Below are 23,810 nucleotides of genomic sequence, written 5' to 3'. Positions count from 1 at the left end.
TTTTTTATTTACGGAGGTTTTCATGTTTATAAAAATTTTTATTACAATAGTCATTTTGACATTACTGATTTTTGCTATTTATAAAGATCGAAAAACGAAACGAAAGCGTAAGTTTCCTCAACCAAATAAAAAACAAGAAAAACAAATCGCTATTGAAAAAGAAAAATCTCGCAGGGGATTCCCAGGTGCTTAATAGTGTTAAAGTGTCGTAGTTTTTAGTCACTTTTTCAAAAAATAAAACTAAGTCTAATGGGAGGTTGAAAAATGAAATTTCCTCAAAACAAAGAACATGTCTTGGGGATTTATTTACTTTGGGTAGTTATATTGGTGATTGAGCTGTTATGGTTACTTTCTTCGACGAAAAGCCCTCATGGCAATGATGATCTTTTAATTGGCTTTTCAGTCATTGTTGTTACGATTGCGGTTGGTGTCGTTGGTATCAATTTAGCCGAAAAGTGGCGAAAATAAATTTCGAGTAGGGGTATTTCATGAAGAACGAACAAGAAATGATGAGTTTAATTAAGAGTTTTGCCTCGGATGATGAACGGATCCGGGCTGTTTACATGAATGGTTCAAGGACAAACCCAAACGTACCTAAGGATATGTTTCAAGATTACGATATCGTTTTTGTGGCGACGGAGGTTCAGTCATTTATTAAAGATCAATCATGGATTAACTTTTTTGGTGATTTAATTATGATGCAGGAGCCTGATAAAAATGATCATGGCAGTAATCTTAATTTAGACTCTATTAGGTCTTACGGATTTTTAATGCTATTCACAGATGGGAATCGGATTGACCTACATATCCAGACTGAAGAAGTGATGCTTGAAGAATATGGTGAGGATAAATTAACTCTCCCTATACTGGATAAAGATGAGCTATTGCCAACCATACCTCGTCCTACCGATGTTGATTACCACGTTCAAGAACCGACTGAGAATGAATTTAATCGTTTAACGAATGATTTCTGGTGGTGTCTACAGAACGTGGCGAAAGGGATTTGGCGGGATGAGTTGCCATATGCAAAACGGATGTTTGAATATACAACAAGAGCACCTCTGGACCAAATGGTTGCTTGGTGGATTGGGATACAACAAGATTTTCAGGTGTCAGTCGGTAAGTTAGGTAAGTACTTCAAGGATTATCTGCCGGAGTCTTATTGGGAGATGTATCAAGAAACGTATTCTGATGCTAATTATTCAAATATGTGGGATTCCATATTTGTGACGTGTGAATTGTTTAGGACTTTATCTCAAGACGTGGCCGAGCATTTTAATTTTACATATCCGATTGAAGATGATCAGAACATGACAAAGTATCTTAAAGATGTTCGGGATTTATCTCCTGAAGCCCAGGAAATATATTAAGTTAGTGTCTGTTAATTAAATACATCGTTATAAAATTGGTAGGTTTGAAGTTGATTTTTCAATGATGAATGGGGAACAAATGACCAGTTCATCATTGAAATCAAATTGGCGTATTGTTCTTGAATATTGGTTTGTTGTAAAGACATTTCGATATGGGCGTTTTTGACATCAGGGTCCTTCATCATAAGAGCAGACACATAGTTTGTATTGGCCATGGATCTAGCGGTGTTGTGCGCTTCTAGTGTAATCCACTTATTGGTGTAATCATCTGAATATTGAATGTTATTTAATGTGATGTCTTGATAGACTGAAATTGGTGGAACGGTTACTGGTTGGTTGAATTGTGGATCCATGAATTTTAGCATGACGTCTACGTGACTTTGCATAATTGAATTTTGTAGGGCTAAAATCTCTTTAAGTTTTGGTAAAGTAGCTAGCGATTCATAGTAATGAAGTTTATTTAAAACCCCTTCATGAGCCGTTAAATGTTCTGCCATTAATCCGAGGTCAACGGATGGTAATCTAGACATATCATCACCTCATTTTTGTCTATTGTATGCGACCACGCCAAGTAAAGTTAACTTATACAATGAGCATTTCTGGGTAAGATAATGCTGACTATAACTAAAAAGGAGTTTGGTTTATGGGAGTATTATCGACATCACCCAGTAATATGGATGCTTGTATTTTGAGGCGTGCCTTAAATGTTTAAGAGCTTGTGAGGAATGTTTTACAGCTTGCTTGCAGGAACCGGATGTTCAGGTGAGAGTCAAATGTATTCAGACGTTAAATGATTGTGCTGAAATTTGCGGGCAAGCTGCACAATTTATGTCACGCAACAGCTCATTTGCTACAAATCTTTGCGGAGTATGTGCTCAAGTTTGTGATCAATGCGCCATGGAATGCGAAAATATGCAGGATGATCATTTTAAAGAGTGCGCGCAGATTTGCCGTGAGTGTGCAGAGCAGTGTCGTCAAATGGCAGGGTAATGAAAAAACGCAGGTCGTGATGGCCTGTGTTTTTTGATACTTCTTTTTTTATTTGTGAGTTAATAGTAGTATATATTGAAATGTTAAAGCAGAAAATCGAAAGTGTGAATTAATCATAACAATACAAATAAAATAATCCTTATATTAAGAGGGAATTTAAATTAAAGCTGTCTTCTCAGGTGACAGTAGTTTAATTAAAGTAGATTTAAGAAATTATTAGCGAGGTAGGTATTAATCGAAAAATTCCCTGCTTCTTTCATGATTACGCCTTCTTTTTTTAACTGACTAATAGTTGCACTTGTAGTCTCTCGAGTAGAACCAATCATGTCAGCTATATCCTGATGTGTTAATTTCATTTCAAAATCATTCCCTTCTATTAGATTACCTTTTTATTATAACCAGCTAATTAGAAGAAATGATGTAATTTAGATTACACATTAAAAATACTCATATGTAGATTTTTAAATCTGGATAAATGTTTCTCAGTAGTACATGGAGTACACACGTAATGTGTGTACTCCATGAATACTATTTAAAAGAAAGGTCTGCGATGCCTTAATCTACGGTATGGTCTAAATCCAAAAAAGGGCCTGGATCTTCTTCGGCGATGTGGAAAGCGGTAAAGTGGATTAAATCCAGAGGGGTGTCTAAAGAATGGCAAGGACAATCACTCCCTAGTATTTATTAATCAATAATAATATATGGCCTTGAAGGTAAGCTTGTATAGTTTAAATCACTAAAGAACGCAAAAATAGTTACACTTTCATGTGTAGAAATTTCAATTCAGTGCATTTATAATTTGAATAACTATTAAAGGAGGGGAGCAATATGGAATCGCGGATTAAGATGATTGACTCTAGTGACGCAGAGGGTAAATTAAAAGAACTTTATGAACAATTTAATGGAAAGATGGCAAACATTTTAAAGGTTCATTCTTTGAACCCAGAATCTTTGGAAGCGCACCTAAACTACTATAAAGTCATCATGTTCGGGAAATCTCCATTAAAACGTTCTGTTCGAGAAATGATCGCAACTGTTGTATCAGTTGAAAATGAATGCTTTTACTGAACGGAACATCATGGGGCGGCGCTCTATTTGCTAACGAAAGATGAAAAGCTTGTCAAACAACTAAAAAATGATTATAGACAGGCTGATTTAGATGAAAAGACAATGTCTATTTTGTCATATGCCCTAAAGCTAACGTCTACACCAAATCTTGTATCTGATGAAGATGTGAATCAGTTGAAAGAAATGGGTTGTTCAGATTTAGAGGTTCTTGATATTTGCCAGATCACATCGTACTTCAATTTTGTAAACAGGATGGCTGAAGGTTTGAGTGTGAGATTGGAAAAAGATTTTTAGACGAGTCGTATTAATCGATATAGGATTAACAGAGTTGTTATTTGATGAGAAACCCCAGTTGGCCTTTCTTTAAGAAAGTAGGTTAACTGGGGTTTTAGGTGTGGTGACATTTTCGGAATTAAGTTTTTTGATGTACAGTTAATACTGCTCGAATCTTTGTGTAAGTGATATGTTCAGGTAGTGCTTCTTTAATAGGTTTTAATTTAATGTCTGTTTGATCTTTTATTTGTTCGAGAACAAGATTTTCTTCGTCTTCAGTAAAAAAATGAGTTAAATCAAGATCATATCCTTCGTTGTAAGCCTTAAAAAGATGGTTGGTAATGGTCTGAGATGATAGGTTTCTTTCTTGCGCAATGTCGTCAATGTCTTTGCCATCTTGAAAATGTTGAAAAGTGATGAGATGGCTTGGTCGATCATCATCTTCTGTCTTTTTCTTGAATCCAGAAGGGTTGGCTTGATTTTGATTAGGTTGTTCATTTAATTTATCTTCATTTTCTTCATGAAACTGTTTGAGCTCGTTTAAGAACAGTTCGCCAAATTGTTCATATTTCTTTGCTCCGATCCCTTTAATTGAGAGCATGGCTGTTTCGGTAACTGGTACATATGTTGAAAGTTCCTTTAACGTTGCATCAGAGAATACCAAGTAAGGTGGGACGCCGTTTTCATCTGCAATGGTTTTTCTGAGTTTTCGTAGGTTCTCAAAAAGTTCTTCCGAATAATCTGCTTGGACTTTATGAGGCTTTTCCTGTGCTTGGATCCAGACTTGTTCTTCTCCTTTTAGGACGTTTATGGCTTGTGGCGTTAATTTTAATACAGGGAACTTATGGTCTGTAATTATGAGATAATCGTCAGCTAGCAAATAATTAATTAGATTCGTAATTTCTTTTTCCGTATACGGTTTGAGAAGTCCATAAGTAGAAAGTTGATCAAAATTAAAATCTATGACTTTTTGGCTTTTGGATCCTTTTAAGACTTTTGCCGTTAAACTGACACCGAATCGTTCACCCATCCGCTTCACACAGGATAAAATCATCTGAGCTTCTTTTGTAATATCCTCTTGATTATCAGATTGCTGACAGTTACTACATATTCCGCAAGCACCAGGGTCCTTCGGGTCATCAAAGTACTCTAATATGTACTGTTGTAAACATCTATTCGTATGGCAATAGCTGATCATATCTTGGAGTTTTTGATACTCTCTATGTTTATGATCTTCATCTAGCACTGACTGTTCGATTAAAAACTTTTGAATCTGTATATCTTGTCCTGAGTATAAGAGATGACATTCACTATCGACACCATCACGACCAGCCCGTCCAGCTTCTTGATAGTATGATTCGACATTCATCGGGAGGGCATAGTGAATGACATATCTAACATTGGATTTGTTAATACCCATACCAAACGCGCTTGTAGCCACTATAACGTTGGCATCATCATTAATGAATTTCGTTTGGGCTTCTTTACGTTCAACTTCAGACATTCCCGCATGATAACGCTCAACTTGAACGTTTTGCCTATTTAAATACTCATATAGTTGTTCTGTTTTCTTGCGAGTAGGTGTATAAATAATTCCGGAATCTTGTTGGTGTGACTTTAAGTAATTAGTGATAAATTCCCTTTTGTCGACGCCTTTATGAATATTAAATGATAAATTTTCACGAGCAAATCCTGTTACAACAGTGTGATTGGGCTGGATTTTCAAAATCGATTGTATATCCTTAATCACGGAATCTGTCGCCGTTGCGGTTAATGCAATTATGGGCGGTAGTGAAGTGAGTTGTTGGATATTTGTTGTGATTGATCTGTAACTTGGTCTAAAATCATGACCCCATTGTGAAATACAGTGTGCCTCATCAAAGGCTATAAGTGATAGAGGAATCTTGTTTAAGGTATCTATAAATTGGCTCGATTCGAACCGTTCTGGAGCGACATATATGAGTTTATATTTTCCTCGTATAATATTTTGAAGGCGTTCTTCCTGTTCCTGAGGCGTAAGTGAGCTATTAATGTATGTGGCATCAATACCTAGTGTTTGTAAGGCATCGACTTGGTCTTTCATTAACGAAATTAGTGGCGAGATCACAATACCTGTCCCACTTGTGACAAGTGCAGGGATTTGATAACAAATCGACTTCCCGCCACCGGTTGGCATAATGGCTAATGTATTATGTTCGTTAATAATTGATTCTATTGTATTTTGCTGACCTGGTAGAAAAGACGTATACCCAAAATAGTCGTTTAGTTTATTAATCGCTTGATTGATCATGAAATTCATCCTCTAATTGGTACTTTATATTAATGATATTTTGTTTGAAATCAAAAATAAAGTCATATAGAGAATTTTAAGTCTGATTTAAGCACGTTCTAAAACATAAAGGTTGTGCTTAGCTTTTTTCGGGTGTAGCAATCGTTTGGATTGAGACTTTTGAAGCACTGTATCGATTTGTGCTTTTTTGTGTTCAGCTTGGACAAATGGTTTAATTTGTTTTAATGCCTGCAAGACACTTACTTTTTGTTTGATCTCGATTGTATAGAGATAAGTCGGATTCTCTAAAATAGTACTTTTCTTACTAGATAAACTCCCTGGTAAGATTGATTGAATATAAACGAGCATGTTTAGATCTGGTGATGTAATGGTAATGACCGGGTTTGATTCTGTATTTTTTAAAGAAATGGTACCGTCCCCATCAATAATTCCAGCTATATAGGCTGCTTCCCAAGATTTCAACATTATAGTCGTCCCCTTTCGTAGGTTCTAACTTTAGTATACACATTTATCTGTACAAGAACAAGTGTTCGGTTAACTTTTTTTAAAAGAAAATTTAATTGGTAGGTTATTAGTCTATACAATCTATCGTCTAATACATAGATATAGAACTAGAAAGAGAGATACTCTTTAAGATTATGGAAAGGGGGCTGACCTGATGGGGTACAATTATGGTGAAAAATTTGCGTTAATTGTAGTACTGTTCATTCTGTTAATTATCGTCGGTGCAGCTTGGTATTAAACCGATAAGTGTGTGAAGTCAATTTCAACTGGCCCATTTCATAATTGTTTAGCAGTTAAATCAATCATCTCCTTAAATTAAATACAGAAGGGAGTTTACTGAATGTTTGGTTGCGGATATGGTGTTGGAGGATACGGTTACAATAATTTTACGCTTTATGTCGTATTATTTATCTTGTTGATCATTGTAGGTGCCGCATTTTATTGCTAGAAGCAAAATAAAAAATCTTTAAACTGTGCATTCGCCTTATCAATATATAAAAAGGGACATATATTGATAATGAAAATGCATAAAGGAGGAAATGCTCATGTCTGGAGGACACGGATACGGCAGTGGTTTCGCGCTAGTTGTCGTATTGTTCATTTTACTAATTATTGTTGGTGCTGCTTGGTACTAAGATGAGGAAGGAAAGGCTGCGAGGAATCGCAGCCTTTTTATTTTTTTATAAATCCGACAGTAAAAGTATAAAATCCGTCAGTAAACGTTCAAAATCCGATAGTAAAAATTGGACAGGCCTAAAATTTTCTCTAAACATATTGAGCTTTACGTTAACGTTAATGTTAAACTTAATTTAAAGAATATTGTGAAAATAATTGTCTAACAAGAAAGGACGGTATAGTATGGCAAGAAAAAATTTTTACAAGAACGATCCGGTAATTCAGCGATTGATGAAGCAGTATTTGTCGGATGACTTTTATCAGTATGCAGATGATGAATTAGATGATTTTGGAGAACGGGTGGCGAATGAGATTGATGAACGTGCGGTGCATACGGATCGAGAAGGCCAGCCGCGGTTGATTAAGTACAATAAAATGGGCGAAGAAATTAATCATATTTGGGTTAATGAAGGCTATTTAAAAACGGTTGAAGAGACTTATAACACTGGTATTGTTGGCTATGTCCATAAAGATATTCCAGAGCTTGGGCATAAGGGGAATTATATGTACTCTTATGCTCAAGGGTACTTGTTGTCTAAATCAGAGCCTGGTTTTTACTGTCCGGTGACGTTAACGATGGCAACGGCTTACCTCATTGATCACTATGCGGATGAAGAGTTGAAGCGTCGCTTTTTACCTCATGTATTGTCAACGGGAGACGTTGAATTATACGAAGGCGCGACGTTTTTAACCGAGCGGCAAGGTGGGTCTGATGTTGGTGCGAATGTCGTTGAAGCGGTTGAAGATGGTGGATGCTTTCGGTTATATGGGGAAAAATACTTTGCCAGTAACTCAGGTATGTGCGGTGTAACGATGGTGCTGTCGCGAATGGAAGGGGCACCAGCTGGTACAAAAGGGCTAAGTTTATTTTTAGTTCCATGGGAAGAAAATCGGAAAGCCAACCAAATTAAGGTTCGTCGACTCAAGGACAAATTAGGCGTTCGTGCTGTGCCATCTGCTGAGATTGAGTTTGAGGGGGCTAAAGCTTATCTAGTGGGCGATGCTAAAAAAGGCTTTAAGTATATGATGGAGGCGTTGAATTTATCGAGAGTGTGTAATTCGGTTGCATCACTTGGGATAATGCGCCGAGCTTATGATGAAGCGAGGGATTATGCCATTAATCGTGATGCATTTGGTCATAAACTGACGAACTACCCAATGATTCAAGATACGCTTGTTCAACTTGCTACAAAACTTGAAGTAGAAACTTATGCTACATTTGATGTGGTTCACTTGTTTGACCACGTGATGGCTAAAGGCTCTGATGCGTCAGAACAAGAACGGGCTTTACTTCGCTTATATATTGCGATTATGAAAAAGGAAACGGCCGAGCAGGCGATCGAATTTTCGCATGAATCGATTGAAATGCATGGTGGAAATGGTTATATTGAGGATTTTGTCACGTCTAGATTGTTGCGTGATGCCCAAGTGTTAACCGTTTGGGAAGGAACCGCGAACATTCTAGGACTCGAAGTGTTACGGTTAATTCATAATTTTAACGTACATGAATTGTTTGTTCGAGATATGCACGAACGTTTAGAAGAGTTAAGTCCTCAGTTATCTGAATTAAAGCAACCTGTTGTGAATGCGCTTGGCCAAATAAAGCAATCCTTAGAAGAGTTAGCACAAATGGATCAAGAAGCGCAATTGATGTATCCCAAACATTTAGCCAAAGATATGTCGGATATATTTGAAGCGGTTGTGGCTCTTCAGCAAGTTCAAGAAGGTGAGATTTATGAGCGAGATGTTGCTGTCGCAGAAGTTTTTATAGAACAAACGTTTAACTCCAGAAAATATCAATTGAATCCTTTATCATTAAAACATTTTGACTTAATTGTTAATGCTAAAAACCCTGTATCGACTTAAGATACAGGGTTTTCTACGTATTGGAGGGATTATGTCTTCCTGTTATATAAATACCTGTAAAAATAAATAACATTCCGATCAGTAAATTAAGGGTAATGGATTCGTTTAAAATAAAGAACCCTGAAATGATGGCGGTTATTGGAATGATGTAGGCCACTGTTGCGGCAAACTCAGGTGTGCCATTTAAGATCATGTAATATAACAAAACGTGAGCTAAACCTGATCCGAAGACGCCTAATGCGATAACGATTAAAGATGTTTCAAAATCAAAGGATGCAAACTGTGGTAAGTCATTTAGGAATAAAGACATGATTAGACCAAATATTGATGCAACAAACAACGAAACCGTAATGGTGACGATTAAGTCATGATGCTGGAGATTTTTCTTAAGATATTGTGAACCAAATCCATAAAAAATCGTGGCTAATACCATTGTCCCAATGCCGATAAAATCGCTTCCTAGTAGCTGATGGATTTGAAACTCCGTTAGCACAATGATTCCGAAAAAGCCAATTAAAATCCCTAACCATTGTTTTTTAATTAATTTTTTCTGGAAAAATAAAAATCCAATTAATGCTGTGAAGATGGGTGTTAGGGCATTGATGACGGATGTCGTATTACTGTTAATCGCTGTTTCAGTCCAGGCAAGCAATCCCCAAGGTATGCCTGCGTTCAAAATTCCTAAGATGATTAAGTGTTTATAAGGTATGGAAAGTTTTAAACGTTTGATCCGAAATATACAAAAAGGTAAGAGTGCTAGCGCTCCTAAAGAGCACCTTAGAAAAACCATGCCCCATACCCCTGTGTCATCCACACTGACTTTAATTAAAATGAACGTCAGTCCCCAGACGATGCTTAAGCTAATTAATGCGACGTACAATCTCATGTTATTCACCTATATTTAGTATATTGTGGCTGTATTGTTTGGTGCTTGCCTTATGAAGTATCAATTCAGTGATTTGTGCAAAAATAAGGCTATTAATAATTTGAGAAGAGGGATGTTATGTGGGAACTTTTAAAGAAAGGTAATACATCATCGGGGATTGCGTCGTTAGGTAATACAGGTTTAGCCATCGCTAAATGGATTGCAGCTATTATAAGTGGAAGCGGATCGATGTTTGCCACAGCAATTCATTCATCTGCAGACGCACTTAACCAAGGGATGGTTTACTTCGGAAGTGCCCTAGCTGAAAAAGAACCAACGAAACGTTTTCCAGCTGGCTTTAATCGTGTCGTGAACTTATTCGTTCTGTTGGCTGTGATTGTCGTATCGATCATGGCGTATGAAACGCTTTTAAAAGGTTGGGAAATTTTACAGCACCCTAAAGAATCTAAGAACTTTTGGCTAAATGTTAGTATTTTAGTCATTTCGGTTGTGGTCGATGGTTATGTTTTATACAAGGTAATGAAAGAAGTTGTGGCTGAGTCAGATGTTGACACATCCCAAAAAGGATTTATTAAAACAGTTATTAAAAATGTGAAGTACTCATCCCCGCCGACGAGGCTAGTTTTTTATGAAGATATCGTAGCAACATTAGGGGCACTTGTTGCTTTAATTGCAATTATTATTGCTAATTTTACGGGTAATTATTTAGTCGACGGTATCGGTACAATCTTGATTGGGCTTCTGTTAATCGGTATCGCAATCAAAATCGGTTATGAAAACACGATTGGGTTAGTCGGGGTTGCAGCTCCCAAAAGAGTTAAGGATAAAGTTGCTAAAATTATGCTAGATCATTCTAAAGTAAAAGACATCCATGAATTACGTGTCTTACAAGAAGGAAGGCAGTACCATGTCGAAAGCTATATCGAATTAGAGAAAGGAATGTCTTTGGCAGAAGCTGATGATATTAAATTCGAGGTCGTCGATTTATTATTAGAGGATAAGGATATTGATGATGCGACCATTGGGGTTATTGAGTCTGACGAAGATCAAGATTATCAATTAAAAGATCAAAAAGATAAAGAATGAAAAGACGCCTGGAATATCCAGGCGTCTTCGTTATTTCAGATCCTTTTCAAGCTTGTTTAGACGCTTTGGAACAGAGTATAGACCCTTTTTCAGAAATATTAAGTACGAATCATGTCGAATAGGATTCAAAATAATTTTTTTCAGATCTTTTTTTAAAATTACTGCGCATTCGGTTTAATAAAAAGAAGTACACAAATTAAAATCGTCGCCCCTAAAATGCCGCTCATTATGGTTGCGACAGCTAAACTGTCTTTCATAAAAATAGAGATTAAAGGTGGGCCGGCTGCTACGCCGATAAAGCGTGCTGCGCTATAAAGTGATGTAATCGTGCCACGTTCCTTTTTTTCGATATTTTCGGTAATCATGGCATCTAACGTTGGTAATAAGCCTCCGATTGCTAGTCCAATTGCACTTGTAATGAGAAGAAGTGTCCGAACTTGTTCTTCTAAAAATCCGACAAAAGGTGAAAGGATTGAGATCAGTCCTAATGAAACTAACAAAATATAACGCATGAAGACTAAATCACCTTTAATTTTTTTACCAGTAACTAATGACGCTAAACAAAGCACAAGTAAGGGTATAGCTAGAATTACACCTTTTTTCACCCCTTCAATATCATGAAGTTTCTCTAATATGTCCGATAAGTAAAATAAAATCCCGAACAAGATAAGCATGGAATAGGCACCGATTCCAAATACCACGTAAAGCCAATGTCCCTCGCGTATAAAAATATCTTTTACATGAGCCAAGAATTGATTTAACGAATCTTTTGGCTCATTGTCTTTAGGTACTTTGATAAAAAAGAACACAAAAATAAGAGAGATTAAACTAAAAACTGAAATCGCAAAAAATGGGATATACCAAACGATGACCGCAAGTGCAGCACCGACAATAGGGCTTAAAACTTTGCCGAAAGTATTGGAGGTTTCAATAATGCCCAGACAAGAGCTTGCTTGTTCATCGTTGTCCTTATATAAATCTCCCACTAAAGGCAAGACAATCGGAGCGGCGCCTGCTGCACCAAACCCTTGTAAAATTCGTCCTAATATAATCCACAAAAAAGGAACGCTACTCATCATAGAAGCTATGCCAGCTATTAATCCTCCGATTAAGGTTAGAAGTAGGCTTGGAATAATAACTTTTTTCCTTCCGTAGCGGTCTGATAAGTATCCTGCAATAGGAATTAATAAAATAGCAGCAATGGAGTAGCTCGTAATTATTAAACTCGATTGAAAGGAATTTATATTTAATTGTTCTTCAAAAATAGGCAATATAGGGATTAGCATCGAATTCCCAAGTGTCATCACTAAAGGAATCGATGCCATCGAAATGATACACCATACGCTTACGTTATTTTTCATGGACATACCCTCATACTTCAATATTTGCTTCTTTATTTAATGTGCATCATTTCAAGTTTTTATATAAAAGGGATAATAAGGAAAAAGCATAAACCCCGTGTTCAATGGAAAACTATGATGAGTACACATGACAAGGAGTGAGTATATTGAAGGCTGTGACGTATCGGTCGCCTTATCACGTAGATGTTACGAATGAAGATGATCCAACGATTGAAAAGAAAGATGATATCGTTGTACGAATTACGTCAACCGCGATCTGTGGTTCTGACTTACATCTATATCAAGGGAATATGCCTTTACCTAAGGGATATATTATTGGCCATGAGCCGATGGGAATTGTTGAGGAAGTAGGACCAGAGGTTACCAAAGTAAAAAAAGGTGACCGTGTGATCATTCCATTTAATGTTTCTTGTGGTCGTTGTTCATATTGTGATCAAGGCATAACGAGCCAGTGTGACCATTCAAATCCTCATTATGATTCAGGAGGTTTGTTTGGCTATACTGAAAAATTCGGTAATTACCCTGGAGGACAGGCAGAATACTTAAGAGTGCCATTTGGTAATTACACGCCTTTTGTTGTGCCAGAAGACAACGAAATGGAAGATGAATCATTGTTATTCCTATCTGATGTCCTGCCCACTGCATATTGGAGTGTGGAGCATGCAGGCGTTAAGGAAGGTGATACGGTCATTGTTTTAGGGTGTGGTCCGGTTGGCTTAATGGCTCAGAAATTTGCTTGGATGAAAAAAGCAGAGCGTGTTATTGCGATTGATTATTTAGATTATCGTATGGATCATGCTAAGAAAACGAATAACGTTGAGGTGTATGAATTTACGAAGTTCCCTGATATGGGTGAGCACTTAAAAGAAATTACAAAAGGTGGCGCAGATGTTGTTATTGACTGTGTTGGGATGGATGGGAAGAAGTCTCCGCTTGAGTTTTTAGAACAAAAACTAAAACTTCAAGGTGGAACGCTTGGACCGATTCAAATTGCTACAAAGGCTGTGAAAAAAGCTGGTACAGTACAGTTAACAGGTGTGTATGGTAGCAATTATAATGTTTTTCCACTTGGCGCATTTTTCTCAAGGAATGTGACGTTAAAAATGGGACAAGCTCCGGTCATCCCGATTATGCCAAAAATATATGACATGATTGTAGATGAAAAAATTAATCCAACTGACATTATTACGCACAAGCTTTCGTTAGATGATGCGGAGCATGGTTATAAGATTTTTAATGGACGTAAAGATGATTGTATTAAAGTTGTATTAAAGCCATGAGTAAAATTCGTCAAATCCTCTTAAAAGATGCTATAATGATAAAAGTGATTAATTGATGTGGAGGATTTGTATTTATGCTACAAGCAACGAATGTCAGCTTACGTTTTCCAAGTCGTAAGTTATTTGAAAATGTTTCGATTAAGTTTACCAATGGAAACTGTTATGGGTTGATTGGCGCAAATGGCGCTGGTAAATCAACGTTTTTAAAAATATTATCTGGTGAAATTGAGCCTCAAGAAGGCCATGTATCAGTAGGGAAAGATGAGCGAATTGCGGTCTTAAAACAGGATCACTACGCTTATGAGGACGAAAATGTGTTAGACGTTGTCATGATGGGTCACGAGCGTCTACACGAGATTATTCAAGAGAAAGATGCCATCTATGCTAAAGGTGAATTTACTGAAGAAGATGGGATGCGCGCTGCTGAGCTTGAAGGTGAGTTTGCAGAACTAAACGGCTGGGAAGCTGAAGGCGACGCAGCAACATTACTTCGCGGGCTTGGTGTCGAAGACGAGGTTCATTTTAAGAAGATGTCTGAATTAACGGAAGCACAAAGGGTTAAAGTCCTTTTAGCTCAAGCGTTATTTGGAAATCCAGACATATTATTACTTGATGAGCCGACAAACGGCTTAGATATTCAAGCGATCAGATGGTTAGAAGAGTTTTTAATTAACTTTGAAAATACGGTTATTGTCGTATCTCACGACCGTAATTTCTTAAATAACGTGTGTACGCATATTGCGGATTTAGATTTTGAAAAAATTACGCTTTATGTCGGTAACTATGATTTCTGGTACGAATCAAGCCAATTAGCGCTTAAGATGCAGCAAGAGCAAAACAAGAAGAAAGAAGAGAAAGTTCAAGAGTTAAAGGAATTTATCGCCAGGTTCAGTGCCAATGCGTCTAAATCACGTCAGGCAACGTCTCGTAAGAAGTTATTAGACAAAATTGAGATTGATGACATTAAGCCTTCTTCAAGAAAATATCCTTACATTGCGTTCACACCTGAACGTGAGATTGGTAATGACCTCTTAGAAGTTAATGGCATTAGTAAAACTGTAGACGGTAAAAAAGTGCTCGATAACGTATCTTTCCGTTTAGACAAAGACGATAAAGTGGCGTTATTAGGTGACGATCAAGCGGTTACGACACTTATGAAAATCTTAATGGGTGAAATGGAACCTGATGAAGGTTCATATAAATGGGGCGTGACAACATCTCAGTCGTATTTCCCTAAAGATAATTCACCGTTCTTTGAAGGATCAGATCTTAGTCTAATTAATTGGTTACGCCAATACGCACCTGAAGATGAAACGGAGACATTTATTCGTGGATTCTTAGGACGTATGCTGTTTAGCGGTGATGATGTATTTAAGAAAGCTAGCGTTCTTTCCGGTGGTGAAAAAGTACGTTGTATGCTATCTAGAATGATGTTGAGTAATGCTAACGTGCTTGTTCTAGATGATCCAACAAACCACTTAGATTTAGAGTCGATTCAATCATTAAACAATGGTCTTATTAAATTTAAAGGGTCTGTTATTTTCAGTTCCCACGACCATCAGTTTATCCAAACGATTGCGAACCGCATCATAGAGATCAAAGATGAAGGCATCATCGATAAGTCGATGTCTTATGAAGAATATTTAGATGATGTGAAGAAAATTAATACGCAACCTACTATATAAAAGTGATAGCCCTTCAGTTTAGTTTGACTGAAGGGTTTATTTTACTTCTTAAACCTCTAGAAGTCCTATTCCGTTAAATGGAATTTTCAGTTAAGATATAACTAGGACGGTGTTGGGATTGAAAAAACATTTACGAAATATAGATTATCCGTTATTCACGATTATTATATTATTATCTTTATTCGGACTCGTCATGGTGTATAGTGCGAGTTTTGTAGAAGCGGGCCTAGATCCTAATATTAATGACCCAGCTCACTACTTCAAACGGCAACGCATGTGGTTAATGCTTGGTTTAATAGTCTTCTTATTTATGAGTATTTTCTCATATCGGAGTTTAAGGGGATTAACGAAGGTATTGCTTTATACGACCATTGTTTTATTATTGCTTGTAGCATTTACTGGACTGGGTGTTGAGGTTAATGGTGCAACACGTTGGATTAATCTCCAATTGTTCTTATTTCAACCTTCTGAATTAGCTAAAATCGGGATGGTCCTTTATTTTGCTCACGTTCTGACTAAAAAAGAGGACAGGCTACATAGTTTTAAGGACGGTTTACTACCACCACTTATCATATTGATCATAGTCTTCTTACTAATTGTTGCGCAACCCGATTTAGGAACAGCTACCTCTATTATCGCGGCGTGCGGAATTATATTGTTGTTTGCAGGCGCCCGTTTCATTCATTTATTTAGCTTAGCCACTGTGGCGATTGGAAGTGTGGCTTTATTAATTTTCGGTGCGAATTATCGTAAGTCCAGGGTAACGTCGTTTTTAGAACCTTTTCAGGACCCATCAGGCGAAAGCTATCAGTTAGTACATTCTTTGATTGCCATAGCATCTGGAGAATTCAGTGGTGTCGGTTTGGCTAATAGCGTTCAAAAAGCTGGCTTTTTACCAGAGGCACATACGGATTTTATTCTTTCGATTATTGCAGAAGAGTTAGGGTTCATCGGTGTGTTGATCGTAGTTATTGCGTTTATGGTGTTTATGTATAAAGGTATTCTAATTGCTAAACGAGCACCTGATCAATTTGGAAGGTTATTAGCTTTAGGTATTACCTTTCAAATTATTATTCAAGCCATCATCAATATGGGAGCTATTACAGGTTTGATGCCGATTACAGGAATTACACTGCCTTTAATCAGCTATGGTGGTTCCTCATTACTTATTACCTTCTTCTCACTTGGAATCTTAATGAACATTGCAATTAAAGGAAATATTAAACGAGGCTATCAAGTAGAAGATATCGAAGAAACATATACAGATAACCGCATCCGTTCAGTTAAATAAAATCTTTAAACTGCCGAGAACATCTCGGCAGTTTTTTTATAATGAGTGATCGGATGTCGTGCGCGCATTAACAATCTGAAACATACTTAGATTCATAGTACCTTATCTAGTGAGCAATAATGCCAAAAAAGGATTTACGCATTTTTTGTCGAATCTAATTTGAAAGTGAACATTTAGTCTTATAAAATCTCAGTAATATTAGAAAATATTGTACGAAAAGGGGAGGATAAGTTTTGACAGAATTAAAACTAGCGTCGAGAAAAAGTAGAGTATTTGCCTTTATAATAGATCATTTTATTATTTCGTTTATTGTTGTTGTTCCTTTTACTTTTTTCTTAATTAATGAGGGATTAAATAATAACCTCGTTTTTAGGGGATTTTGGATTGGGTTGTTCGTTGCCTTTGTTTTGTATTCTTTTAAAGATTCCTACAAAGGAGCAAGCATTGGTAAATCAATTATTGGCATTGGTGTAAGAGATGAGGAAAATAAAGATGAGGTTCCTTCAAAGACAAGGTTATTTTTAAGGAATTTAATATTAATCATATGGCCTGTTGAATTAATTGTGTTTGCAGTAAATAAGGATAAGCAGAGAATTGGAGATAACTTAGCGAATTCAGTTGTAGTTCAAGTAAGGAAGTTGAGTTTATGGAAAACAATTGTAGTTGTTTTCTTTATTGTTATACTCACATTTATGTTGTTTATTTCTTCAATTGTATTATTTATGAAAAATAGTGAAGCTTATAATACTGCTATTACATATATCGAAAATGATGAATATATTATACGAGAAACTGGAGGAATTGAAGGGTACGGTTATCTACCTACTGGTAATATACAAATAGCTGACGGTTTTGGAGAATCAAAATTTGCTATTAATATAAAAGGTGAAGATCATGATCTCTATGTAGAAATATATTTAACTAAGAAACCACAACAAGATTGGGTTGTTGAAGATATGTATTATTAATAAGACTTTATTCTTTCTGGCTTGATTAAGAAAAACGATTTTTATCGTGGATTGTTAGCAAATTTCAATGCACCATAACCATTTACCACATCGTTGCTTATTTCTATAGAGAGTCCAGTGCCCTATTAACCTAATATCTATTAGGTTTTTTTTGTTTATCCTCTTTAATATCAAACAGTTAAACCGATATTATTAATATAATTAAGAATAAAATAAATGACGAAATATTTAGAATAAATAAACAATTTGTTGTATAATAATATAAATTGATAATTTAGGTGATTAAAATGGGGAATAACTTCTATGATGCAAAGATTCATCAACTTAGGCAATTTCCAACTAAGTTTTTAATCTTGCATCTATTAATTGGGTTAGTATGGATCACAACATCGGACCAAATAGTCGAGGTATTTGTCGAGGGAGCAGAATCATTATCGTTTGTCCAATCGCTTAAAGGTTGGTTGTATGTGTTTGTGACTGGCATGTTCTTTTATTATTATCTTACGAAAGAAACGAAGCGGAATATCAATTTTTATCAAAAACTTCAGGACAATGAAGAGGAAATAATGTTAACGAATGAAGCTTTTAACAACTTAGACCAAGGTCTAATTATCACGGATGAAAATGGTTATGTATTAAAAGTTAACAAACAATTTGAAGACATGGTGAATTTACCTGTAGACGAGATTATCGGTGAACGCTATGAGCGTGTCCTGCAATTTGAGACGAAAGATAGTTACCGGAAAATTCGTAGACAGTTAGAATCTGAAGGGCATTGGGAAGATGAAGTGTTTATGGAAGATGGATCTGGAAATGTTATGCCAAGATACTTTACTATGCATAAGGTCCTTGATGAACATGGTAAACTGACGAATTATTTCGGGTTTTTAGTCGATATAAAAGAAACGAAACAAAAAGATCAAATACTACATGTTACCAGAAATCAACTTCATGGCATTTTAGAACATTCCCCATTAGGTATTATTGCGATCAATCGTAAAGGGCTTATTAATGTTTGGAATGGACAAGCTGAAGAAATTTTAGGGATTTCTAAACAAGATGCTTTAAATCAACCTATCACGAACGTTAAACCTATTTTGCTACAAGGGGCTTCAACCTATCTAGCTTCAGAAGGTGATATTTATAAACAACATCGGGAAGTTAAGCATACGGGCGGACAGAGTAAATATTTACAATTAACTTATTCGAATTTATATAATCAAGATGGAAAGTTAATAGGTATGCAGGTCATGGTTAGCGATTTCACGACTGAAAGAGAGTTTAAGCGTGAAATTAATTACTTAGAACATTTTGATTATATTACGGGATTATACAATTTTAATACGTTTAATGAAGAAGCTGCTCGAAAGATTGAGCAGAATAAAGAGCAAGAGCACGCATTTATGATTCTTGATATTGATCGTTTCCATTCGATAAATCAGCAGTATGGAACGGAATTCGGTGATGAAGTGATTTTGTCAATTGCTAAAACGATTAAGCAAGTCGTTAAGTCACGAGGGATCATTGCTAGGTTAAAAGGCGATGAATTCGGTATTTTGATTTCAAATGTCAATAATTATGCGGATATAAAAGAGTTACTTCAAACGTTAAAGAACGAACTTAATCAACCGACTACAATCCGTGATGAGATTATTCATCCGACGATTTCAATTGGAATCGCCTATTACCCACAGGATGATCATGACTTTGAAGGGATATATCAAAAGGCAAATGCTGCGCTTAAAAATGCTAAAGTAGATCGAGAGACGTATAGCTTTTATGAGCCGTCTATGAATGATCATCTAGAGCATTATTTCTATGAAAACGAGTTACACAGGGCGATTTTAAATGAGGAAATTGAGTTACACTACCAACCAAAAATAGATATGAAAACAGGGAGCATACAAGGGTTGGAGGCATTAGCGAGATGGTATCACCCAGAGAAAGGGACGATCTCGCCTGGTGTGTTTATTCCAATTGCAGAAGAAACTGGTTTGATTTTCTCAATGACGGATTATGTGTTGAAGCGAGCGTGTGCAGACTATGTTAAATGGAGAGATGAGGGTATCCATATTCCAAGTTTTTCTGTCAACATATCTGCTAAACAATTCTCGAAAAGAGAGTTTGTCTCAAATGTTCTTGAAATTTTAGAAGATTATCAAATTCCGGCGGGAGTATTAGAAATCGAGATTACAGAGTCTATTACAATGAATATTGATAATAATATGCCGAAGTTGAACCAGTTAAGGGAAGCCGGTGTGATGATCAGCATTGATGACTTTGGAACGGGTTATAGCTCTTTAAGATATATGCGCGATTTACCAGTAGATTTTGTGAAAATTGACCGATCATTTATTTCGATGATTGGCCAAAGCGATGGCAAAAACATGGTCGATTTTATGGTTGATTTAGCTAAGTTATGCGAGATTGATATTGTAGGGGAAGGAATAGAGACATCTGATCAAATGAATTATTTATTATCGATTGGCTGTCGGATTGGCCAAGGGTTTTATTTCGCAAGACCAATGCCGTTTGAAGAAGTACAGCAATTATATGTAACACATTAATAAAAAGCCATTGACGTGTCGGTCAATGGCTTTTAATGACAACTAGGGCAGAGCCCGTAAATTTCAAATTTATGATTTTCAATAAAATATCCGTTAAAGTTTAGGTTTAACTCGTTCATCGGACATGCTTCAATGGCTTTCGTTTTGCCGCAGGATTTACATATGAAATGGTGATGGTGTTCGTGATGACCGCAGGATAAGCGGAAATGTTTTTCACCATCTAGCTCTGTCTGTTCTAAGATGTTCAACTCATTAAATAAATGCAGGTTACGGTAAATGGTATCATAACTAATTCCATTATACTTTTGGCTTAAGTGATTTAATAGATCACTAGCCGTTCGGTAACCATCCTGCTCATTGAAAAACACAAGTATATCTTCACGCTTTTCGGTGTATTTATAACCTTCGTCTTTTAAAATGTCTAAGGCTTGATTAAGCTGCATGTTCATCATCCTTTTTAATGGTTAAAACGAGTTGAACTTTTTTCAATAATAAGGTTAATCCGAGTAATAAGGCAGAGGTAATAACAATCGTACCCCCAGCAGGAATTTCAAAATAATAACCTGCGATTAGCCCAATAACAACAGCAACTTCTCCATATATAATACTATAAACGATTGTCTGTTTAAAGCTATTTGAAACCCTCATGCTAGTTGCAACAGGAAGTGTCATAAGCGCTGAGACAAGTAGTACTCCGACAATTCGAATAGAAGCTGAGACCACTAGTGCGGTTACGAGAATGAAAAAGAAATTCAGTGTTTTTGCTTTTACACCCGAGACTCTTGCGAATTCATCATCGAAAGATAAGGCAAATAAACGTTTATAAAAAGTCAAAATAAATGCAATAACTAAAATCGAAATCCATAAAATTAGTGTAAGATCTTGATTACTAATGGCGGCAACAGAGCCGAATAAATAAGAGTAAATATCTGTATTGATTCCATCGGCTAACGCTATGAAGACGATACTTAAGCCAACACCGACAGATAAAATAATTGGAATCGCAATTTCTTGGAACGCCTTATAGACGTCTCTTAAATTTTCTATAATTAATGCGCCGATGACAGAAAAGAGAATCCCGGTGTGAAATGGTGTGAACATAAGCAAGGTGTATTTTTTTTGCATAAATAAACCGAATGCTAACCCAGCTAATGTTACGTGAGATAAACCATCTGCTATCATCGATTGGCGTCTTACGACGATAAACACTCCTAATAGAGGGGCTATTAATCCGACGAGTAACCCAGCATAGAGTGTATTGCGTAATAGTGTGTAATTTATAAAGGCTTCAATCATGATAATCGCCCCTTTCTAATGATCGTGTGTAATCGTGTGAATTCGATGTCCATAAAGTTTGGATCGTTGTTCGTCTGGCATATTTTCAAAATCACCGGGATCCCCGTGATAATGAATGGTTTTATTTAAACATAATAAGTCAGTGACATACGTGGTAATGGCTCCAATATCATGGGAAACAAGGACTAACGTAATACCTAACTCTTTATTTAATTTCGATAGTAAACGGTAAAAGTGTTCCACATTTTCACTATCAACACCAACGGTCGGTTCATCTAAAATGAGCAGTTTTGGATTGCTTACAATGGCTCTAGCGATGAATACGCGTTGCTGTTGACCACCAGATAGATCACCAATATTTCGGTCGATATAGGATTCCATATTAACTTGCTTTAATGCATTATAAACAAGATTCTCTTTGGTTTGTTTATTTTCTTTTGAAACAATCCCTATCGACACGACTTCTTTAACCGTTGCTGGAAATCCACGGTTAAAGGAGTTTGCTTTTTGTGAAACGTAACTGATTCGGCCTTTGTTTTTAAACTTCTGGATTGGGTGTCCGAATGCTGTAATTTGTCCTTTTTGAAGTTTTTCGATTCCTAAGAGAAGTTTGATAAGTGTCGTCTTTCCAGAACCATTTGGCCCGACAAGACCAACAAAAGCGCCTTCCACAATATCAAACTTTATATCTTTCAATATCGTTTGGCGGTCGTAACGATGCTGAACGCCTCGAACGGAAATAATGGGCTGTGTCATCATAAATCACCCTTTATGGTTGAATTTCGTTTAAAACATTAAGATTATCGATCATAATGTCGTAGTAATCTTTATCTTGCTTAACGTTGTCTTCAGTACGTGTTGATAAATTATTTAGATAATATTTTGTTAAGTTTAATTCGTTAGCGATGGTTTGAGCTAGACGGTCATCTGAATTTTCCTCAAACACAATTGAATCAATTCCTAACTCTTCAATCTGTTCAAACAATTGTTGCAGTTCTCGTTGTGACGGCTCTTGTGATGCTGAAACTCCACGAATCGAGTGCTGTTTTATAGGATAACGCTCTTCCATATAAGAGAAGGATTTGTGTGTCACTAAAATACTGACTTCTTGATCGAGTTGGTTGTTATATTCTTCATCTAATTCGTTCATTTTATTTTTATAGGCTTCAAAGTTTTCACGGAATGCTTCTTCTTGTTCTGGATATAGCTGAATTAAATCGTCTAAAACAATTTCACCTGCATCAATCATACGAATTGGATCGAGCCAGAAGTGAGGGTCAAAGTCACCATGAGCGTGATCGTCTTCTGCATCATTTTCGTGTGTTTCTTCCTCTTGATGGTTATCCTCATCAAAATGATCATCTTCTTCGTGTTCGTGCTCATCTTCGTCTTCTTGGTTCGATTCAGATGATTGATTGATCAGACCTTCATCTTGTGTGAAGTCTTCGAATAACTGTTCATATTCAGCTAGACGCAAAATATGAACGTCTTCTGATTGAACTGACTCAGCCATCGTTTCTGAGAAGCTTTCCATTCCTTCGCCAACAAAATAAAACGCATCACTTGATGATAGCTCGATCATTGTTTTTGTTGATGGCTCATAAGAATGTGCATCTGCTCCTGATGGCACTACAGTATTAACTTGAACATGGTCACCAGCAATTTCTGAGGCGATGTATTCAATTGGATATATAGATGTATAAATCGTATTTTCTTCATTTGAATTCGAATCATTAGCTTGGCAAGCCCATAAGAATGATAAAAAGAATAACATGCTAAATAATTTTACGAGTTTCATAGTTTTCTCCTCCAGTTGTTAAGTAAAGCCTTTATGAGTATATCGTAACGATTACGATTTGTAAATAGGAATGTTTACGATTTAGAGAAAATGTTTACGATTGGTATTATTATGGGTAAACTATATAAAAACATGAAAATGGAGGGATTAAATGTTTGATTATACTGTAACCACGAACCAAAGTGTTGATGAGGCAGTTGAATCACTTTCATCTGCGCTTAAAGAAGTGAAGTTCGGCGTTCTTTGGGATTTTGATGTGAAGGAAACTTTAAATAATAAAGGGTTTGATGATTTTAACCAGTCCATACGAATTTTAGAGGTTTGTAACCCTAAGGCCGCTTATGAAGTGTTAGGTATGGAAGAGAAAGTCAGTTACTTTTTACCTTGTAAAGTCGTCGTGTACCTCAGTCAGGATGGTACAACTAAAATCGGTATGCCAAGACCGACATCATTAATGGAAAACATTGATAATCCTGATGTGAAAGCTTTCGCTGAAGATATCGAAAAAACAATGATTCAAGCAATTGATCAAGCGACAAACTCCTAAGTACTGACT

Annotated in this window: 27 protein-coding genes; 17 read left to right on the top strand and 10 right to left on the bottom strand. The window is 36.4% G+C overall.

The features are described from left to right. Window positions 1-22: 22 nt before the first annotated feature. The 3 genes from EDC24_RS15245 to EDC24_RS13760 all read left to right on the top strand — a co-directional run bounded on the left by EDC24_RS15245 (window position 23) and on the right by EDC24_RS13760 (window position 1,370). The gene (locus tag EDC24_RS15245) at window positions 23-193 is read left to right on the top strand and encodes a hypothetical protein (protein ID WP_170158600.1); all 171 of its coding nucleotides are present in this window, start codon (window positions 23-25) and stop codon (window positions 191-193) included. A gap of 71 nt (window positions 194-264) precedes the next feature. After that, on the top strand, window positions 265-468 hold the full coding sequence (locus tag EDC24_RS13765; protein ID WP_124223591.1) for a hypothetical protein: 204 nt from the start codon (window positions 265-267) through the stop codon (window positions 466-468). A gap of 20 nt (window positions 469-488) precedes the next feature. Then, window positions 489-1,370 carry an aminoglycoside 6-adenylyltransferase gene (locus tag EDC24_RS13760; RefSeq protein ID WP_124223589.1) on the top strand — a complete coding sequence of 294 codons (882 nt, stop codon included), beginning with the start codon at window positions 489-491 and terminating at the stop codon, window positions 1,368-1,370. A gap of 11 nt (window positions 1,371-1,381) precedes the next feature. On the opposite strand, the gene EDC24_RS13755 is transcribed toward EDC24_RS13760, so the two are convergent. Then, entirely contained in the window at window positions 1,382-1,900 is a 519-nt protein-coding gene (locus tag EDC24_RS13755; RefSeq protein WP_124223588.1) for a hypothetical protein, read from the bottom strand. A gap of 151 nt (window positions 1,901-2,051) precedes the next feature. Between EDC24_RS13755 and EDC24_RS15555 the strand changes: the two genes are divergently transcribed. Continuing rightward, window positions 2,052-2,360, top strand: coding sequence for a four-helix bundle copper-binding protein (locus tag EDC24_RS15555; RefSeq protein ID WP_124223586.1), 309 nt, complete (start codon window positions 2,052-2,054; stop codon window positions 2,358-2,360). 194 nt (window positions 2,361-2,554) lie between these two features. Here EDC24_RS15555 and EDC24_RS13745 read toward each other — a convergent pair whose 3' ends face one another. After that, entirely contained in the window at window positions 2,555-2,686 is a 132-nt protein-coding gene (locus EDC24_RS13745) for a helix-turn-helix domain-containing protein (RefSeq protein WP_245998191.1), read from the bottom strand. A gap of 502 nt (window positions 2,687-3,188) precedes the next feature. On the opposite strand from EDC24_RS13745, the gene EDC24_RS15550 reads away from it, so the two are divergent. Both EDC24_RS15550 and EDC24_RS15545 read left to right on the top strand, forming a co-directional pair. Further along, a complete protein-coding gene (locus EDC24_RS15550) occupies window positions 3,189-3,428 on the top strand; it encodes a carboxymuconolactone decarboxylase family protein (RefSeq protein ID WP_124223583.1) in 240 nt (79 codons plus the stop codon). A gap of 27 nt (window positions 3,429-3,455) precedes the next feature. Further along, complete coding sequence (locus EDC24_RS15545) at window positions 3,456-3,722, top strand: carboxymuconolactone decarboxylase family protein (RefSeq protein WP_124223581.1); 267 nt, start codon at window positions 3,456-3,458, stop codon at window positions 3,720-3,722. Between the two features lie 118 nt (window positions 3,723-3,840). Here the strand turns inward: EDC24_RS15545 and recQ are convergent, their stop codons facing one another. Both recQ and EDC24_RS13725 read right to left on the bottom strand, forming a co-directional pair. Further along, a complete protein-coding gene (gene recQ, locus EDC24_RS13730; protein ID WP_124223580.1) occupies window positions 3,841-5,991 on the bottom strand; it encodes a DNA helicase RecQ in 2,151 nt (716 codons plus the stop codon). A gap of 87 nt (window positions 5,992-6,078) precedes the next feature. After that, window positions 6,079-6,456, bottom strand: coding sequence for an LAGLIDADG family homing endonuclease (locus EDC24_RS13725; RefSeq protein ID WP_124223578.1), 378 nt, complete (start codon window positions 6,454-6,456; stop codon window positions 6,079-6,081). A gap of 193 nt (window positions 6,457-6,649) precedes the next feature. On the opposite strand from EDC24_RS13725, the gene EDC24_RS13720 reads away from it, so the two are divergent. From EDC24_RS13720 to EDC24_RS13705, 4 genes are all read left to right on the top strand, one after another. After that, window positions 6,650-6,733, top strand: a complete 84-nt coding sequence (locus EDC24_RS13720; RefSeq protein ID WP_091773233.1) for a YjcZ family sporulation protein — start codon at window positions 6,650-6,652, stop codon at window positions 6,731-6,733. Between the two features lie 102 nt (window positions 6,734-6,835). Continuing rightward, window positions 6,836-6,943: a YjcZ family sporulation protein gene (locus EDC24_RS13715; RefSeq protein WP_124223576.1), complete on the top strand. Its 108-nt coding sequence runs from the start codon at window positions 6,836-6,838 to the stop codon at window positions 6,941-6,943. A gap of 97 nt (window positions 6,944-7,040) precedes the next feature. Next, entirely contained in the window at window positions 7,041-7,130 is a 90-nt protein-coding gene (locus tag EDC24_RS13710; RefSeq protein ID WP_124223574.1) for a YjcZ family sporulation protein, read from the top strand. 223 nt (window positions 7,131-7,353) lie between these two features. Continuing rightward, window positions 7,354-9,036 (top strand): acyl-CoA dehydrogenase family protein, encoded by a 1,683-nt coding sequence (locus tag EDC24_RS13705; protein ID WP_124223573.1) that lies wholly within the window; start codon window positions 7,354-7,356, stop codon window positions 9,034-9,036. 13 nt (window positions 9,037-9,049) lie between these two features. Here EDC24_RS13705 and EDC24_RS13700 read toward each other — a convergent pair whose 3' ends face one another. Then, window positions 9,050-9,922 carry a DMT family transporter gene (locus EDC24_RS13700; RefSeq protein ID WP_124223571.1) on the bottom strand — a complete coding sequence of 291 codons (873 nt, stop codon included), beginning with the start codon at window positions 9,920-9,922 and terminating at the stop codon, window positions 9,050-9,052. Window positions 9,923-10,039: 117 nt separating this feature from the next. Between EDC24_RS13700 and EDC24_RS13695 the strand changes: the two genes are divergently transcribed. Continuing rightward, the gene (locus EDC24_RS13695; protein ID WP_124223569.1) at window positions 10,040-11,008 is read left to right on the top strand and encodes a cation diffusion facilitator family transporter; all 969 of its coding nucleotides are present in this window, start codon (window positions 10,040-10,042) and stop codon (window positions 11,006-11,008) included. Window positions 11,009-11,166: 158 nt separating this feature from the next. Here the strand turns inward: EDC24_RS13695 and EDC24_RS13690 are convergent, their stop codons facing one another. After that, window positions 11,167-12,369 carry an MFS transporter gene (locus EDC24_RS13690; protein ID WP_124223567.1) on the bottom strand — a complete coding sequence of 401 codons (1,203 nt, stop codon included), beginning with the start codon at window positions 12,367-12,369 and terminating at the stop codon, window positions 11,167-11,169. Between the two features lie 146 nt (window positions 12,370-12,515). On the opposite strand from EDC24_RS13690, the gene EDC24_RS13685 reads away from it, so the two are divergent. From EDC24_RS13685 to EDC24_RS13665, 5 genes are all read left to right on the top strand, one after another. Continuing rightward, window positions 12,516-13,649, top strand: a complete 1,134-nt coding sequence (locus EDC24_RS13685; RefSeq protein ID WP_124223566.1) for a zinc-dependent alcohol dehydrogenase — start codon at window positions 12,516-12,518, stop codon at window positions 13,647-13,649. Between the two features lie 74 nt (window positions 13,650-13,723). Then, window positions 13,724-15,334 carry an ABC-F family ATP-binding cassette domain-containing protein gene (locus EDC24_RS13680; RefSeq protein ID WP_124223564.1) on the top strand — a complete coding sequence of 537 codons (1,611 nt, stop codon included), beginning with the start codon at window positions 13,724-13,726 and terminating at the stop codon, window positions 15,332-15,334. 118 nt (window positions 15,335-15,452) lie between these two features. Continuing rightward, the gene (gene ftsW, locus EDC24_RS13675) at window positions 15,453-16,625 is read left to right on the top strand and encodes a putative lipid II flippase FtsW (RefSeq protein ID WP_124223562.1); all 1,173 of its coding nucleotides are present in this window, start codon (window positions 15,453-15,455) and stop codon (window positions 16,623-16,625) included. Between the two features lie 233 nt (window positions 16,626-16,858). Continuing rightward, the gene (locus EDC24_RS13670) at window positions 16,859-17,593 is read left to right on the top strand and encodes an RDD family protein (RefSeq protein ID WP_124223561.1); all 735 of its coding nucleotides are present in this window, start codon (window positions 16,859-16,861) and stop codon (window positions 17,591-17,593) included. Window positions 17,594-17,880: 287 nt separating this feature from the next. After that, window positions 17,881-20,160: a sensor domain-containing protein gene (locus EDC24_RS13665; protein ID WP_124223559.1), complete on the top strand. Its 2,280-nt coding sequence runs from the start codon at window positions 17,881-17,883 to the stop codon at window positions 20,158-20,160. 32 nt (window positions 20,161-20,192) lie between these two features. On the opposite strand, the gene EDC24_RS13660 is transcribed toward EDC24_RS13665, so the two are convergent. From EDC24_RS13660 to EDC24_RS13645, 4 genes are read right to left on the bottom strand one after another with little or no spacing between them, the layout of a single operon-like run. Then, window positions 20,193-20,603: a Fur family transcriptional regulator gene (locus tag EDC24_RS13660; RefSeq protein WP_124223558.1), complete on the bottom strand. Its 411-nt coding sequence runs from the start codon at window positions 20,601-20,603 to the stop codon at window positions 20,193-20,195. Further along, window positions 20,593-21,456: a metal ABC transporter permease gene (locus EDC24_RS13655; RefSeq protein WP_124223556.1), complete on the bottom strand. Its 864-nt coding sequence runs from the start codon at window positions 21,454-21,456 to the stop codon at window positions 20,593-20,595. The genes EDC24_RS13660 and EDC24_RS13655 overlap by 11 nt, the downstream gene beginning before the upstream one ends. A gap of 15 nt (window positions 21,457-21,471) precedes the next feature. Next, window positions 21,472-22,212 (bottom strand): metal ABC transporter ATP-binding protein, encoded by a 741-nt coding sequence (locus tag EDC24_RS13650; RefSeq protein ID WP_124223554.1) that lies wholly within the window; start codon window positions 22,210-22,212, stop codon window positions 21,472-21,474. A 13-nt stretch (window positions 22,213-22,225) separates the two neighbouring features. Further along, window positions 22,226-23,254, bottom strand: a complete 1,029-nt coding sequence (locus tag EDC24_RS13645; RefSeq protein ID WP_124223553.1) for a metal ABC transporter substrate-binding protein — start codon at window positions 23,252-23,254, stop codon at window positions 22,226-22,228. A gap of 151 nt (window positions 23,255-23,405) precedes the next feature. On the opposite strand from EDC24_RS13645, the gene EDC24_RS13640 reads away from it, so the two are divergent. Continuing rightward, window positions 23,406-23,801, top strand: coding sequence for a DUF302 domain-containing protein (locus tag EDC24_RS13640; RefSeq protein ID WP_124223551.1), 396 nt, complete (start codon window positions 23,406-23,408; stop codon window positions 23,799-23,801). Window positions 23,802-23,810: the final 9 nt, after the last annotated feature.

Origin of the sequence: Aquisalibacillus elongatus, assembly GCF_003843875.1 — a bacterium.
Taxonomy (GTDB): Bacteria; Bacillota; Bacilli; order Bacillales; family Alkalibacillaceae; genus Aquisalibacillus; species Aquisalibacillus elongatus.
The sequence above is the reverse complement of the archived record's forward strand: the minus strand, read 5'-3'. Positions and strand labels throughout refer to the sequence as shown.